At 62.9% G+C, this 14,887-nt stretch carries 13 protein-coding genes and 1 tRNA gene; 1 reads left to right on the top strand and 13 read right to left on the bottom strand.

What is annotated here, in order from left to right; genetic code table 11:
- Positions 1 to 577: 577 nt before the first annotated feature.
- The 11 genes from AC1RNP_RS08125 to thrS form a co-directional block, all read right to left on the bottom strand.
- Entirely contained in the window at positions 578 to 1,798 is a 1,221-nt protein-coding gene (locus AC1RNP_RS08125) for a tyrosine-type recombinase/integrase (protein ID WP_493050748.1), read from the bottom strand.
- Between the two features lie 177 nt (positions 1,799 to 1,975).
- Positions 1,976 to 2,052 (bottom strand) — tRNA-Pro (locus tag AC1RNP_RS08120).
- A 27-nt stretch (positions 2,053 to 2,079) separates the two neighbouring features.
- Complete coding sequence (locus AC1RNP_RS08115) at positions 2,080 to 2,307, bottom strand: hypothetical protein (protein WP_493050747.1); 228 nt, start codon at positions 2,305 to 2,307, stop codon at positions 2,080 to 2,082.
- A 31-nt stretch (positions 2,308 to 2,338) separates the two neighbouring features.
- Positions 2,339 to 2,695, bottom strand: coding sequence for a MerR family transcriptional regulator (locus tag AC1RNP_RS08110; RefSeq protein ID WP_226470113.1), 357 nt, complete (start codon positions 2,693 to 2,695; stop codon positions 2,339 to 2,341).
- The gene (locus tag AC1RNP_RS08105; protein WP_226470114.1) at positions 2,688 to 2,993 is read right to left on the bottom strand and encodes an integration host factor subunit alpha; all 306 of its coding nucleotides are present in this window, start codon (positions 2,991 to 2,993) and stop codon (positions 2,688 to 2,690) included. Before AC1RNP_RS08105 ends, AC1RNP_RS08110 begins: the two co-directional genes overlap by 8 nt.
- Before the next feature lie 127 nt (positions 2,994 to 3,120).
- Complete coding sequence (gene pheT, locus AC1RNP_RS08100) at positions 3,121 to 5,511, bottom strand: phenylalanine--tRNA ligase subunit beta (protein WP_493050746.1); 2,391 nt, start codon at positions 5,509 to 5,511, stop codon at positions 3,121 to 3,123.
- A gap of 79 nt (positions 5,512 to 5,590) precedes the next feature.
- On the bottom strand, positions 5,591 to 6,586 hold the full coding sequence (gene pheS / locus AC1RNP_RS08095) for a phenylalanine--tRNA ligase subunit alpha (protein ID WP_493050745.1): 996 nt from the start codon (positions 6,584 to 6,586) through the stop codon (positions 5,591 to 5,593).
- A 183-nt stretch (positions 6,587 to 6,769) separates the two neighbouring features.
- On the bottom strand, positions 6,770 to 7,129 hold the full coding sequence (gene rplT, locus AC1RNP_RS08090; protein WP_226470117.1) for a 50S ribosomal protein L20: 360 nt from the start codon (positions 7,127 to 7,129) through the stop codon (positions 6,770 to 6,772).
- Between the two features lie 13 nt (positions 7,130 to 7,142).
- The gene (gene rpmI, locus AC1RNP_RS08085) at positions 7,143 to 7,340 is read right to left on the bottom strand and encodes a 50S ribosomal protein L35 (RefSeq protein ID WP_226470118.1); all 198 of its coding nucleotides are present in this window, start codon (positions 7,338 to 7,340) and stop codon (positions 7,143 to 7,145) included.
- 262 nt (positions 7,341 to 7,602) lie between these two features.
- Positions 7,603 to 8,148 carry a translation initiation factor IF-3 gene (gene infC / locus AC1RNP_RS08080; protein ID WP_226470119.1) on the bottom strand — a complete coding sequence of 182 codons (546 nt, stop codon included), beginning with the start codon at positions 8,146 to 8,148 and terminating at the stop codon, positions 7,603 to 7,605.
- A 65-nt stretch (positions 8,149 to 8,213) separates the two neighbouring features.
- Positions 8,214 to 10,118, bottom strand: coding sequence for a threonine--tRNA ligase (gene thrS / locus AC1RNP_RS08075; RefSeq protein WP_493050744.1), 1,905 nt, complete (start codon positions 10,116 to 10,118; stop codon positions 8,214 to 8,216).
- 332 nt (positions 10,119 to 10,450) lie between these two features.
- On the opposite strand from thrS, the gene AC1RNP_RS08070 reads away from it, so the two are divergent.
- On the top strand, positions 10,451 to 11,479 hold the full coding sequence (locus AC1RNP_RS08070) for a LacI family DNA-binding transcriptional regulator (protein ID WP_493050743.1): 1,029 nt from the start codon (positions 10,451 to 10,453) through the stop codon (positions 11,477 to 11,479).
- Positions 11,480 to 11,637: 158 nt separating this feature from the next.
- Here the strand turns inward: AC1RNP_RS08070 and AC1RNP_RS08065 are convergent, their stop codons facing one another.
- Together AC1RNP_RS08065 and AC1RNP_RS08060 are read right to left on the bottom strand one after the other, a co-directional pair.
- On the bottom strand, positions 11,638 to 13,344 hold the full coding sequence (locus AC1RNP_RS08065; RefSeq protein WP_493050992.1) for an alpha-amylase family glycosyl hydrolase: 1,707 nt from the start codon (positions 13,342 to 13,344) through the stop codon (positions 11,638 to 11,640).
- Positions 13,344 to 14,834, bottom strand: a complete 1,491-nt coding sequence (locus AC1RNP_RS08060; RefSeq protein WP_493050742.1) for an MFS transporter — start codon at positions 14,832 to 14,834, stop codon at positions 13,344 to 13,346. Before AC1RNP_RS08060 ends, AC1RNP_RS08065 begins: the two co-directional genes overlap by 1 nt.
- Positions 14,835 to 14,887 lie beyond the last annotated feature (53 nt).

Below are 14,887 nucleotides of genomic sequence, written 5' to 3'. Positions count from 1 at the left end.
CCGTGGTGGTCGCGCGAGCCGCTCGCTCGGCGTCCACAGACCTAACTGCAAGCACGACCAGAAATCCAGCCCAGCAGGCCGCACCTTCATCCCAGGACTCCTATTGCCAGACGTCCGCTTTGGGTCGAAAGCGGACGCTGGCTCTAAAGTAGACGGGGATAGACATGCCGCCCAGGCTAGGCCGCAGCTTTGGGCAAAACCGCGCGGTCTGCGGAATTTAATAGTGAGCGAAAATTGGTCCGCCCACCTGACCTTGGGGATGCGGGCGCCTTTTGCGGACTGGGATGGCCTAGAAGGTGCGCCGGCAGGGGTAGAAGGCCATCCTAGACTCTGGCCGCTATAGGGGTGGCTCCCACCCGCTAGAAGGCCGTGAAATGCGGTTCGGCGCACCCAAGAGAGTTTTTGGACATAGAAAAAGTATGTGCCTGGGGCTGTGCCCAAGGACGGAGTTTTCTGACACTGTAAAAAGGAGATCCCGGCGTCTCAGCCAGCCGCGTTTCGCCGACTGAGATCAAGGCGGAACAATGAGAGGAGTTTGCGTTCCGGTTAGAGCGCCAACCCCGCCGATGCCTCTGTCTCACGCGACCCGAGGTTTCTTTATCGGAATGACTTTGTCCGCATCGTTTCGCAGCGCATCCAGATAATCCGCCCATGCTTGCATCATCTTGCGGCGTTCGGCCAGGTGCGCTGTGCGATTGTAGGCGCGGCCGTTCGGATCGCGGACGGCGTGGGCAAGTTGGTGTTCGATGTAGTCGGGGCGGAAGCCCAGCACCTCGTCCAGAATGGTGCGTGCCATCGCGCGGAAGCCGTGGCCAGTCATGGTGTCGCCGTCGAAGCCCATGCGACGTAGCGCAGCGGTCACTGTGTTCTCGCTCATCGGCCGATCCTTGCCGCGTACGCCCGGAAAGACGTATTCGCCGCGCCCGGTCAGCGGATGTAGGTCGCGCAGGATTTCCACGGCCTGCGATGCCAGCGGCACGATATGCGGCATCCCGGTCTTGCTTGCCGTGTAGCGCCATTCGCCCGTATCCAAGTCTATGTCAGCCCAGCGCGCGCGGCGCAGCTCCCCAGGGCGCACGAAAAACAACGGGGCCAGCTTCAATGCAGCCATGACGACCGGGGTTCCTTGGTATCCGTGCAGCGCGCGCAGCAAGGGAGCAACTTCTGCCGGCTCGGTCACGCTGGCAAAGTGTCCGCCCTGCGGCTGCGACAATGCCCCGGCCAATTCCGCCGCCGGGTTGAACTGCAAGCGCCCGGTGGCAATACCGAAGCGGAACACCTGGGTCGCCAGCGTGCGCGCACGGTGTGCGGTCTCCACAGCGCCGCGCCGCTCGATACGCTGCAATGCAGCCAACAGCATCGGCGGCGTAATGTCGGCTATGGGTACACTCCCGATGTACGGCCCAAGGTCTTTTTCCAGCAGGCGACGCTCACGGATCGCCGTGCCGGGAGCAAGCTTCCCCGCCCGCTTCGCCATCAATTCGGCGGCGATGACCGCAAAACTATTGGCCGCACGCTCTTTGCCTGCGGCCTTTTCGGCCTTGCGCTGGACGCCGGGATCGCCACCAGCGGCCAGCAGCTTGCGCGCCTCGTCTCGCTTGGCGCGCGCTTGCGCCAGCCCGACATCGGGATAGACCCCGAGCGCCAGCCGCTTTTCCTTGCCCCCATAACGGTATTTCAGCCGCCACCACTTGCCCCCAGCGGGCGCGATTTCCAGATATAGGCCGCCGCCGTCGAACAAGCGCAACGGCTTGTCTGCGGGCTTTGCTTTGCGAATGGCAGTATCGGAAAGGGGCATGGGGGCATCTCACTGGGGGCATCAGGTGGGCGCATCTCTCCATCTGCCCCCATATTTGCCCCCAGTTGCCCCAAGATTGCAAGGGCCGGCACTGGACGCCCCAAGACTCCGAGACAACAAAAAACCCGCATTTCTGCGGGTTTCTTGGACTTTCAAAGCCGTCACGAGACGGTAATTTGGTCGGGGTAGCCGGATTTGAACCGACGACCACTTGTCCCCCAGACAAGTGCGCTACCAGGCTGCGCTATACCCCGGTGCGAGGGATTATACCCTCTGGTCGATCACTCTTTGGAATCTTCCTGCCTGTCTCCGGTCTGCGGCCCCGATCCAGCCGACCCGGCTGACTCAGCCGATCCTACGGATTCCTGCCCAACAGCCGGCGGCAAGGCGATCGGTGGCGGCGCCTCGCGCTTCCGGACCACAAGCCAGATCACGAGCACGATCACCGCCACGGGAACCACGAAGCAGCCCAGCGTGATCAGCCAATGAAAGATGCTGAAACTTCCCATGTCTTTCCTTCCTCCTTGAACGCAGACAGGATCAGCGGCGCAGCAGCTGCAGGATCTCCTCGAGCTCCATCCGCACCTGCTTGACGATCTGGCTGCTCAGCGCCGATTCCTGCTTGGCGCCATCACCTTCCAGGCGCAGGCGCGCACCGCCGATGGTGTAGCCCTGCTCGTACAGCAGGCCACGGATCTGCCGCACCATCAGCACGTCGTGGCGCTGGTAGTAGCGACGGTTGCCGCGGCGCTTGGCCGGGCTCAGGCTCGGGAATTCGGTCTCCCAGTAGCGCAGCACGTGCGGCTTGACGTCGCACAGCTCGCTGACCTCACCGATGGTGAAGTAGCGCTTGGCCGGGATCGGCGGAAGTTCGCGATTGCTGCCGGGATCAAGCATGGTCACCGCCTGCGTAGGCTTCCACGCGCTCCTTCAGCTTCTGTCCGGGACGGAACGTCACCACCGTGCGCGCGGAAATCGGAATTTCCTCGCCGGTCTTGGGATTGCGTCCGGGACGCTGATTCTTGCGGCGCAGATCGAAATTGCCGAAGCCCGACAGCTTCACCTGCCGCCCCTGCTGCAGCGCTTCGCGCAGCACGTCGAAGAACGCGTCGACGAATTCCTTCGCCTCGCGCTTGTTCAGGCCGACTTCTTCATACAACCGCTCGGCCATTTCCGCTTTCGTCAGTGCCGCCATGTCTGCTCCTTTACAAACCCTGATGCCATCCATGACGCAGCCCACACTGTCTCCGGACGTCCTGCCCCACCGTCCATGGTCGGGCATTCAGGAATCGCGCAATGCCCGGAGGCACAGCGCCACTCCTTCAACTTCTGATCCGCCCCCCATGCGCGGAAGCCAGGGCAGCCGTGACTTCGGCCACCACCGCATCCACGTCGCGGTCGGTCAGAGTGCGGGAATCGTCCTGCAGAATCAAGCCCATGGCGAGACTCTTGAAACCGGATTCGACACCTTTACCGACGTAGCGATCGAACAGGCGCAGCTCGCGCAGACTGGCGCCCGCGGCCATGCGCACGGTCGCGGAGATCGCCTCCCAGGCAAGATTTTCCGGAACGATGAACGCGAGATCGCGCCGTACCGAGGGAAATTTGGACAGCACGCCCGCGCGCGGCACGGCGCGCTGCTGCAATGCCGCAAGCCCCAGCTCAAAGGCGATCACGGGGTGGTCGAGATCGAGGGCTCGCTGCAATCGGGGGTGCAATTCGCCGATCCAGCCCACCTGCACGCCATCGCGGAACACGTCCGCCGAGCGGCCCGGATGCCCCCACGGCGCGCGTGACAGGCGATATTCGAGCTGCGCGCCGGAGAGCGCGGCCAGGCTGTCGAGATCGCCCTTGAGGTCGTGGAAATCGACAGCACGCGACGCCACGCCCCACTGTTCGGATGCCGCGGGGCCATACACGGCGGCGGCGATGTGCGGGGTTTCGATCGGTCCGAACTCGGACGCTTCATTCGCCACGAACACGTTGCCGATCTCGAACAGCCGCACCCGCGGCTGCTGACGCGCCACATTGCGCGCCAGCGCTTCCACCAGCCCCGGCAGCAATCGCGTGCGCATGATGCCGAGCTCGGCGCTGAGCGGATTGGCCAGCGGCACGCTGCCTTGCGCGACATCCCAGCGCTGCAACAGCGCGGCGTCCACGAAGGCGTAGTTGATCGCTTCCAGGCAATCGCGCGCGATCAGCTGGCGGCGCAGCTCGGATTCGCCCACGCGCGTCTCGCTCCGCGTCACCACGCCCGCCGTGCTGCCCGGCAGCGTGGTGGGAATGGTGTCGTAGCCGTGGATGCGCGCGATTTCCTCGATCAGGTCTTCCTCGATCGCGATGTCGAAGCGGCGCGTCGGCGGTGTCACGCGCCAGCCGTCGGCGACCGATTCCACGGCCAGACCGAGCGCGTGCAGGATGCGCTCGACTTCCGCATCGGCCACCGTCAGGCCGAGCACGCGCGCCAGCCGCGCGCGTCGCAGCGTCACCGGCTGCGGGCGCGGCAGATATTCCGGCAACACGGCTTCGGTGATCGGACCGGGCGCGCCGCCGGCGATCTCGACGATCAGGCGCGTGGCGTGCTCGATCGCGATACGCGGCAGCTCCGGATCGACACCGCGTTCGAAGCGATGCCCGGCATCGGTGTGCAGACCGAGCTTGCGCGCGCGACCAATGATCACCGCCGGCGTGAAGTGCGCCGCTTCCAGGAACACGTTGCGCGTCGCGTCGGTAACGCGGCTGTCGTAGCCGCCCATGATGCCGCCGAGCGCGACCACGCGTTCCTCGGCGCCGGCACCGTCGGTGATCGCGAGGAACTGTTCGTCCAGCGTCACCGTTTCGCCATTGAGCAGCTTGGTCGTCTCGCCCGCGCGCGCGTGGCGCACGCCGACCGGCCCGCGCAGCGTGTCACGATCGAAGGCATGCATCGGCTGACCGATTTCCAGCATCACGTATTGGGTGACATCGACCAGGAACGACACCGGGCGAATGCCGCTGCGGCGCAGGCGCTCGCTCATCCACAGCGGCGTCGCCACCGCCGCGTTGACACCCTCGATCACGCGGCCGCAGTAGCGCGGCACGTCGGCACCGGCATGCAGTTCCACCGGCAGGGTGGCGTCGTTGAACGCCGGCATCGGCGTCACGTCGAACGGCGTCACCTTGCTGCCGCAGGCCGCTGCGACGTCGTAGGCGATGCCACGGATGCCGAAGCAGTCGGCGCGGTTGGGCGTGAGCTTCAGTTCGATGCTGGCATCGGGCAGACAGAGCACTTCGGCGAGCGGCACACCAATCGGCGCGTCGTCCGGAAGCTCCAGCAGGCCGGACGCATCGGCATCCACACCCAACTCCTTCGCCGAGCACAGCATGCCGTTGGATTCGACGCCGCGCAGCTTCGCCGCCTTGATGACGATCTCGCCGACCCTGGTGCCGATCGTCGCCAGCGGCGCGACCAGGCCGGGACGCGCATTCGGCGCGCCGCAGACGATCTGCAGCAGTTCGCCCTTGCCGGCGTCGACCTGGCACACCTGCAGGCGATCGGCCTCGGGATGCTTCGCACTCTCGACGATGCGCGCCACGACCACGCCATCGAGTGATGCGCCGAGCGGCGTGATGTCCTCGACTTCCAGGCCGATCGCGGTCAGCGTCGCCGCCAGCTGCTCGCGCGTGGCATTGACCTCGACGTGTTGGCGGAGCCAGTTTTCTGAGAATTTCATTGCTTACTCATCCGGTCAGCGATGAGCGGCCGGCGGAAAGACGACTCTTGCCGTCTTGCCAACCGCTCGCCGTTTGTCTTCAGGCGAACTGCTTCAGGAAGCGCACGTCGTTGTCGAAGAAGCTGCGCAGATCATCGACGCCGTAGCGCAACATCGCATGCCGTTCCACGCCCATCCCGAAGGCGAAGCCGGTGTAGCGCTCCGGATCGATGCCGCAGTTGCGCAGCACGTTCGGATGCACCATGCCGCAGCCCATTACTTCGAGCCAGCGCGTGCTGCCGTCGGCTTGCTCCCATGCGATGTCGACTTCCGCCGACGGCTCGGTGAAGGGAAAGTAGCTCGGGCGGAAGCGCATGGCGAAATCGCGCTCGAAGAACGCACGCTCGAATTCGGCGATGGTGCCCTTCAGGTCCGCCATGCTGGCGTGCTCGTCGATCACCAGGCCCTCGCACTGGTGGAACATCGGCGTGTGGGTCTGGTCGGAATCGGAGCGGTACACCTTGCCAATCGCGATCATGCGCAGCGGCGGCTTGTGCTGCAGCATGTAGCGGATCTGCATGTTCGAGGTATGCGTGCGCAGCAGGCGACCGTCCTCGAAATAGAACGTGTCGTGCATCGCGCGCGCCGGATGGTGCGGCGGGAAGTTCAGCGCCTCGAAGTTGTGCCAGTCGTCCTCGATTTCCGGGCCACTCTCGATGTCGTAGCCCATGCGGCCGAAGATGTCGGCCATGCGCTCGATGGTGCGGCTGATCGGATGCAGGCCGCCGCGCGCGGCGTCGCGACCGGGCAGGGTCACGTCGATGGTTTCCGCCGCCAGGCGCGCATCCAGCACTGCGGCATCGAGCGCCGCCTTGCGCGCCGTCAGCGCTTCACCGATGGCGTCGCGCGCACGGTTGATGACTTCGCCCGCCGCCTTGCGCTGATCGCCGGGCAGCGCGCCCAGCGACTTCAGCTGCGCGGTGATGCTGCCGGACTTGCCGAGCAGCGCCACGCGCAGCGCTTCGACCGCGTCTGGTGTCTGTGCCGAGGCGATGTCGGCCAGCGCCTGTTCCTTGATTTGTTCGACGTCACTCATTGCTTCGATTCTCGCAAATCTATTCGCTCGTCATTTCCGTTCCGGTGCGCTGGCTGCGCACCCCGATGCGGGAATCGCGAACAAAAACGAACGCTCAAACGAAATGTGGGGAAGGACTTGCGCCCTTCCCCACGTATTCGGCGATTCGCACCGCCTTCGTATTGCTTCTGTGGAGATCGCGGATTACGCCGCGAGCGCGCCCTTCGCCTTTTCGGCCAAGGCCGCAAAACCCTTCGCGTCGTGCACGGCGATGTCCGCCAGCACCTTGCGGTCGAGGGTGATGCCGGCCTTCAGCAGGCCGTTCATAAATCGGCTGTAGCTCAGGCCGTTGATGCGGGCCGCGGCGTTGATGCGCGCGATCCACAGCGTGCGGAACTGGCGCTTCTTCTGCTTGCGGCCGATGTAGGCGTACTGCAGAGCCTTCGTCACCGCCTGCTTGGCGACGCGGAAGACCTTGCGACGGGCGTTGTAATAGCCCTTGGCCTGCTTCAGGACTTTCTTGTGACGGCGGCGTGCCTGCACACCACGTTTGACTCGTGCCATTGTTCAGCCCTCCTCAGAGATACGGCAGCATGCGGTCCAGACGGCCGCTGTCTTCGGCACGAATGTGATTCGTCTGCCGGAGATTGCGCTTCCGCTTGGTCGCTTTCTTGGTGAGGATGTGGCTGCGGTTGGCGTGGCCTGCCTTGTACTTGCCGGAAGCGGTCTTCCGGAAGCGCTTGGCCGCGCCCCGATGCGTCTTGATCTTGGGCATAGCGATTTCCTTAGGGATTTTCTTCGACTGGCCTGGGCGCCGCCTTTAATTTGACTTTGCGACTACGTCGCGAAGTCAAAAGACGGACTTTCCGTCCTGCCCGTGCCGGCTTGTAAGTCGCTGATTCCAAAAGGGAAACTCGCGACAGGTCCAAATACAGCAAAAACAACCCGGCGAACCGGGCCGAGCATTATGCCCTGCCCCGGTTTTCCTTGCAAATCAGGGGGTTCGCTCCGGCTTTGGCGCCGGGAGCGGACGCCGGTTACTTCTTCTTCGGCGCGATCATCATCACCATCTGCCGGCCTTCCAGGCGCGGGCGGGATTCGATGACGATGTCTTCGCCGAGATCGGCCTCGATGCGCGCGGCCATTTCACGGCCGAGCTCCTGATGGCTCATCTCGCGACCACGGAAGCGGATGTTGACCTTGATCTTGTCGCCCTCTTCCAGGAAGCGGCGCATGTTGCGCAGCTTGATCTGGTAGTCGCCCTCGTCGGTGACCGGGCGGAACTTCATTTCCTTGATCTCGACCTGCTTCTGCTTCTTCTTGGCCTCGTTGGCCTTCTTCTGCTGCTCGAAGCGGAACTTGCCGAAATCCATGATCTTGCAGACCGGCGGATCGGCGTTGGGCTGGATTTCAACCAGATCCAGGCCTTCGTCCTCGGCCATCTGCAGCGCTTCATCGCGCGTGAGCACGCCGATCATTTCGCCGTCGGACCCAATCACGCGCACGCGTGGGACGCGAATTTCGTTGTTGCGGCGATTCTGCTTTTCAGGGGTACTGATGTTTCGATCTCCAAGATGACTCATGCCGGATGCATTCCGCATCCGGGCCTACCGCGCACGCACGAATATGGGCATGCGAAGTCAATGCTTCAAGCGACCACGTGCTCGCTACGCAAGCGCGCGGCGAAGTCTGCGACAGACATCGAGCCCAGATCTTCCCCCGTTCGCGAGCGCACAGCGATGGCCGCGTTTTCCTTTTCACGGTCACCCGCTACGAGCAGATACGGCACGCGCTGGAGCGTATGCTCGCGAATCTTATAGCCGATCTTTTCGTTCCGCAAATCCGATTCGACCCGGAAGCCTTGATTTACAAGGGTTTTCCGAACTTCCTCGACGTAGTCGGCCTGATTATCCGTGATATTCATCACAGTTGCCTGCACCGGCGCCAGCCAGGCCGGGAATGCACCAGCATGGTGCTCGATCAGGATGCCGATGAACCGCTCCATCGAGCCGACGATGGCCCGGTGCAGCATGACCGGGGTCTGGCGCTGGCTGTGCTCGTCCACGTATTCGGCGCCGAGGCGGCCAGGCATCATGAAATCAACCTGCATCGTGCCCAGCTGCCAGGTCCGGCCGATGGCGTCCTTCAGGTGATACTCGATCTTGGGGCCGTAGAAGGCGCCCTCGCCCGGCAGTTCCTGCCATTCCACCCCGCAGGCCGACAGGGCGCTGCGCAGGGCGGCCTCGGCCTTGTCCCAGGTGGCGTCATCGCCCAGGCGCGGTTCGGGGCGCAGGGCGATCTTGATCTGGATGTCCTCGAAGCCGAAGTCCTGATAGACCGCCAGGGCCTGGCGATGGAAAGCGGTGACCTCGGCCTCGATCTGATCCTCGCGGCAGAAGATGTGGCCATCGTCCTGGGTGAAGCCGCGCACGCGCAGGATCCCGTGCAGCGCGCCCGAGGGCTCGTTGCGATGACAGGAGCCGAACTCGCCGTAACGGATCGGCAGATCGCGATAACTGTGCAGGCCCTGATTGAACACCTGGACATGGCCCGGGCAGTTCATCGGCTTGACCGCGTAGGTGCGCTTCTCCGATTCGGTGAAGAACATGTTCTCCTTGTAGTTGTCCCAGTGGCCGGACTTCTGCCACAGCGACACGTCCAGGATCTGCGGGCAGCGCACTTCGCCGTAGCCGCTCTCACGATAGACGCGTCGCATGTACTGCTCGACCACTTGCCAGATCGACCAGCCCTTCGGGTGCCAGAACACCAGGCCCGGCGCTTCTTCCTGCAGATGGAACAGATCCTGCTGTTTGCCGATCCTGCGATGGTCGCGCTTCTCGGCTTCCTCGATGCGCTGGATGTAGGCCGCCAGCTGCTTCTTGTCGGCCCAGGCGGTGCCGTAGATGCGCTGCAACTGCTCGTTCTTGGAATCGCCGCGCCAGTACGCGCCGGAAATGCGCGTGAGCTTGAAGGCCTTCAGGAAGCGCGTGTTCGGCACGTGCGGGCCGCGGCACATGTCGACGTATTCCTGGTGATAGTACAGGCCCATCTGTGTCTCATCGGGCATGTCATCGATCAGGCGCAGCTTGTAGTCCTCGCCGCGCGACTTGAACACGTCGATGACTTCCGCGCGCGGCGTCATCTTCTTGACCACATCGTAATCCTGGTCGATCAGCTCGACCATGCGCTTCTCGATCGCAGCCAGGTCGTCCGGCGTGAACGGGCGCTCGTACCAGATGTCGTAGAAGAAGCCTTCCTCGATCACTGGGCCGATCACCATCTTCGCGGTCGGATACAACTGCTTGACCGCATGGCCCACCAGATGCGCGGACGAGTGGCGGATGATTTCCAGCCCCTCCTCGTCCTTGGGCGTGATGATCGAAAGCGTCGCGTCGTGATCGATGCGGTCGCTGGCATCGACCAGCTGGCCGTCGACCTTGCCGGCGAGGGTCGCCTTGGCCAGGCCCGGGCCGATGGACTGGGCCACTTCCATGACGGAAACGGGGTGTTCGTATTCGCGGCGGCTGCCGTCGGGGAGCGTGATCGTGATCATGGGTATCGAGCGAATCCAGATGCCCGCAGGACGGGCTTTTGCATTGAAAAGTCCGGCCATCGAACCACGCCGTCAGCGTGGTGAGGTGGTCGGCCTCTTGTTCAGGGACGAACGTATGGGCATAAAAAAACGGCACCGAAGCGCCGTTTTTCGGAGCCTCGGGAAGGTTCAGCGATGGGCGGTGGTAGTGCTCATGTCGCACGCTCGGCCGGCGTTTCCGCGGGCCACCTTATCCCCGGGGTGGATGGCCGAATTCTAACGCGGATTTAGCGTTCGGAAAGCCCCATCGGCACCGGGCGTATCATTCTGCTCCCCCACCACGACCGCGCCGCATGACGACCCGGGGCAAACCGACATCGCTGGACATCGCCCACCTGGCCGGGGTCTCCCAGCCAACGGTGTCGCGCGCGCTCAGCGGCAGCCCCATGGTCAACGAGGAGACCCGCCGCCGTATCCTCGCCATCGCCGAGCAGCTGAACTACAAGGTCGACAAGAACGCCTCCAACCTGCGCCGGCAGCATTCGGGCACGATCGCCCTGCTGTTCTTCGAGGATCCCACGCCCGACGATTCGCAGATCAACCCGTTCTTCCTCTCCATGCTGGGCTCGATCACCCGCGCCTGTGGCCAACGCGGTTACGACCTGCTGATCTCCTTCCAGCAGCTGTCCGAGGACTGGCAGGCCGAATACGAGGACAGCCACAAGGCCGACGGCATCCTGCTGCTCGGCTACGGCGACTATCTCGAATCGCAATCCCGGCTGCTGCGGATGGCCGAGCGCGGCACGCACTTCGTGCGCTGGGGATCGGCGTCGAAGGACCAACCGGGCGTTTCGATCGGTTGCGACAACGTGCAGGGCGGACACGACATCACCGCGCATCTGATCGCGCAAGGGCGTCGCCGCATCGCATTCCTCGGACATGCCTCCGAGCACTATCCCGAATTCCTGGAACGTTATCGCGGCTATACCGCCGCCTTGCGCGAGGCCGGACTGGAGCCCGTGGCATCGCTGCAAGCCGATGCGATCACGACCGAGCAATCCGGCTATGAGGCTGCCATCACTCTGCTGGCGAATGGCGAAAGCTTCGACGCCGTTTTCGGCGCCAGCGACCTGATCGCCATCGGCACCTTGCGTGCATTGGCGGAGCATGGTTTGCGTGTCCCGGGCGACGTCGCCGTCGCCGGTTTCGACGACATTCCCATGGCCAGTCTGGTCACCCCGGCATTGTCGACGGTGCAACAGGACACGCGTCTTGCCGGCACGCTGCTGGTCGAAAGCCTGCTGCGGCTGATCCAAGGCGAACAGGTCGAGAATCAGACGATTCCCGCGAAGCTGATCTTGCGGGCCTCGACAGGCGTTTAGGGAAGCTCTGAAAAAACCGCCATCCCGGCGAAAGCCGGGATCCAGTTCTTCGAAACGTGTTTGAAAAAGCTGGATCCCGGCTTTCGCCGGGATGACGATTTGAGTTATTCAGAGCTTCCTTAGCCGTTTTGAACCGAAAGCGATCCGGACTTCACCGCTCACTGCGCTGGCCGCGATGACTTGCGCGTCATCAACTCCGCTAATTTTGCCCGCAGGTCACTCCTTGTAATCGGACCGTCGTAAAGAAACACGCGCACACCATGCGCCGGAACGTCCGCCGCGAGCGTTTCCTGCACCGTCGAATCACGGCCATCGAACGCATCGCGCCATGTCCCGGGCTCTAGATACTCACGAGCTTCCATGCGCTTCGCGGCATTTCCTTTGTTGAGCATGACAAACGCGATCTGATGCTCGCCACCGTGCGCATATACGCGATAAAACACCGCCTCATCGCCCTTTAGACGCACATTCAACTGCAAGCCGCGCTGCAACGCGGGCGAAGCCTGTCGCACCGAGGCGATGCGTGCCAGCGATGACCGGATCGGATTCCCGCGTGCGGCCTCGATGCGTTCCTGGCCGAAGTAATTGCGATTGCCGGCGTGCTCGGCACGCCCACGCATGAATCCGACCTCGGAGCCGTAGTAGATCACCGGAATCCCGCGTGTGGTGAACAGCCAGTTGTGCGCATCGATGAATCCCGAATCCGTGGCATCCAGCCGCGGCATGTCGTGATTGTCATAGAACGTCATCAACTCATACGGATTGGTGAAGGGGCCGTTTTCCAAATACAGCGGCTCGACCAGCCTTTCGAACCCGGCATTGGCATGGCCGAACACCTCGGCCAGCCCCGCTTTCAGTGGAAAATCCAGCACGCTGGTTTCGCCATGCCGGCGCCAGGTGTGATGGGCAATCTTGTTCGCGTCGTAATCGAAGGCTTCGCCAAACATGAAGAAACCGGGATGCTTGGCGCGAATGCGGCTCGTGAATTTCTGCCAGAACGCATCCGGCATCCAGCCGATCGTATCGATGCGGAACGCATCGGCACCCTGCTCGATCCACTGTTCATATGCACCGGCAAGATAATCGAGCACCGCCGGATTGTTTTCGTTGAAATCCGACAGCTCCGCCAACCCGCCGCTGGTGTTATAGAACGCGTGCAAGGAATCGTGTGCCGGATCGAGCTTCGCTGGCGGCAGGTTCTGGTGATCCGCCACCAGCCTGCCATCCTTGTCGAAGACCTGACCGAACTTCGGCTGTGCCTTCGGCATGGTGTACGCAGGAGAACCATGGTTGCCGACGATGTCCAGCACCACCTTCAGGTCCTTCGCGTGCATCGCCTTCGTGAAACCGGCGAAATCAAGGCCCGGGCTCGGTAGATGTTCGTCGACACGGTAGAAATTCACGCCCCAATAACCGTGATAGCCGGCCTTGCCGCGATCCGTCAGGAAGCTACCCCAGGTGACGGGCTTGCCACCGGTGAAGGCTTCGTCGGGATTGTCCACAATGGGCGTGACCCACACCGCATCGAATCCCATCCCCCGGATGTAGTCGGCGTTATCGACGATGCCTTTGAAATCGCCGCCGAGGTAACCGATGTTGTCGCTCTCGCCATTCGGACCCGAGATCGGAATATCGAAAGTGCGATGTTCACCGCCTTGATCACGATGATCGTTGCCGGTGTCGCCATTCACGAAGCGGTCGGTCACAACGAAGTACACCGCGTTCGCCGCGAACGGCTCCAGCGTTCCGTAATACTCGTCAGCTATTGCCTTCTTCTTCGGAGCGGCAGGGTCACTCTGAGGCTGACAACCAGCAATCGCAGCTGCCAGCGAAAACAATGCCAGACCAGCCAGCAATCGCATCATCATCGCGCCACCGAAGTTTGTGATACGGGCCTGGGTTGCGGAACGCGCAGCACGCAGAGTCCCGCGACAACCAGGCTGATGCCACCGATCGTCAACGCCTGGATTGGCGCTCCACCGAAAAATGTTTTCAAAAGCACGCCCAAAACACTGGCCGCCACCAGCTGCGGAATCACGATGAAGAAATTGAAGATGCCCATGTAAACACCCATCTTCTGCGCCGGCACGCTGTCCGACAGCAAGGCGTAGGGCAGCGAGAGAATCGATGCCCAGGCGAAGCCGACACCCACCATCGACAGCAGCAGCCATTGCGGGTCGCGAATCACCGTGATCGACAGCAGGCCGAGCCCGCCGAGCACCGCATTGATCAGATGGCTGAAACGAATGCCGAACATCCGCACCATCCACGGAATCGCGATCGCCGCCAGCGCCGCGAAGCCGTTATAGGCCGCGAACAACACACCAACCCAGTTTGCACCCTCGTTATAAGCCGCCGACGTGGCATCGGTGCTGCCGAAATGCACATCGGCAACCGCCGAGGTGGTGTAGATCCACATCGCAAACAACGCGAACCAGGAGAAGAACTGCACCACCGCCAGCGTGCGCATGGCGGACGGCATCTCCTGCATGTCGTCGACGATATTGGTGAAGGCATTCGTGGAGCGCAGCCAGGTTCGGATCAGCAATGCGGCGCCGTAGAAGATCATGAGACCAGCGAGAATCAGCAACTGCTTGTCCAGCCTCCACTCTACGATCGCGGCAATGGCGGCGATGCCCGCGACGAGCCACGCAACGGCATGACGCCGGATGCGTTTCGGTTCGAAATCACGCGCGGGCAATGGCGGCGCTTCATCCCAGGCTTCGAGGGTTTCCGGCGGATATTCCCGCGTGCGCAGCACCGTCCACAGGATCGCGAGAAACAGCACGGCGCCGCCAAAATAGAATGCATAACGCACGGTGTCCGGCACCTCGCCCGGTCCTGCCGTGTTTCCGACGCCAGCCTTCGCCAGCAGCCACGGCAGCAGACTCGCGATAACGGATCCGATCCCGATGAAGAAGCTCTGCATCAGATAGCCGGTCGGACGCTGCTTCTGCGGCAGTTGGTCTCCGACGAAGGCGCGAAATGGCTCCATCGAGACGTTGATCGATGCGTCCAGAATCCACAGCAAGCCAGCCGCGATCCACAAGGCTGGCGAATTCGGCATCGCCAGCAGTGCGAGCGTGGCGAGGATCGCGCCCGCCATGAAATACGGGCGGCGGCGCCCAAAGCGCGTCCAGGTCCGATCGGAGAAATAACCAACGATCGGTTGCACCAATAGCCCGGTCAACGGCGCCGCGATCCACAGCATCGGGATCTCGTCGACGTCGGCGCCGAGGGTCTGGAAGATGCGGCTGACGTTGGCGTTCTGCAGCGCGAAACCGAACTGGATGCCCAGGAATCCGAAACACATGTTCCAGATCTGCCAGAACGACAGTTGCGGTTTACCGGTCATGCACTACACCCGTCGGCGATGCGGACAGCATACAGGCCTCGCGCGGGAGCGTT

This window comes from Luteimonas sp. GW821-FHT14E02 (genome assembly GCF_058803905.1).
The sequence above is the reverse complement of the archived record's forward strand: the minus strand, read 5'-3'. Positions and strand labels throughout refer to the sequence as shown.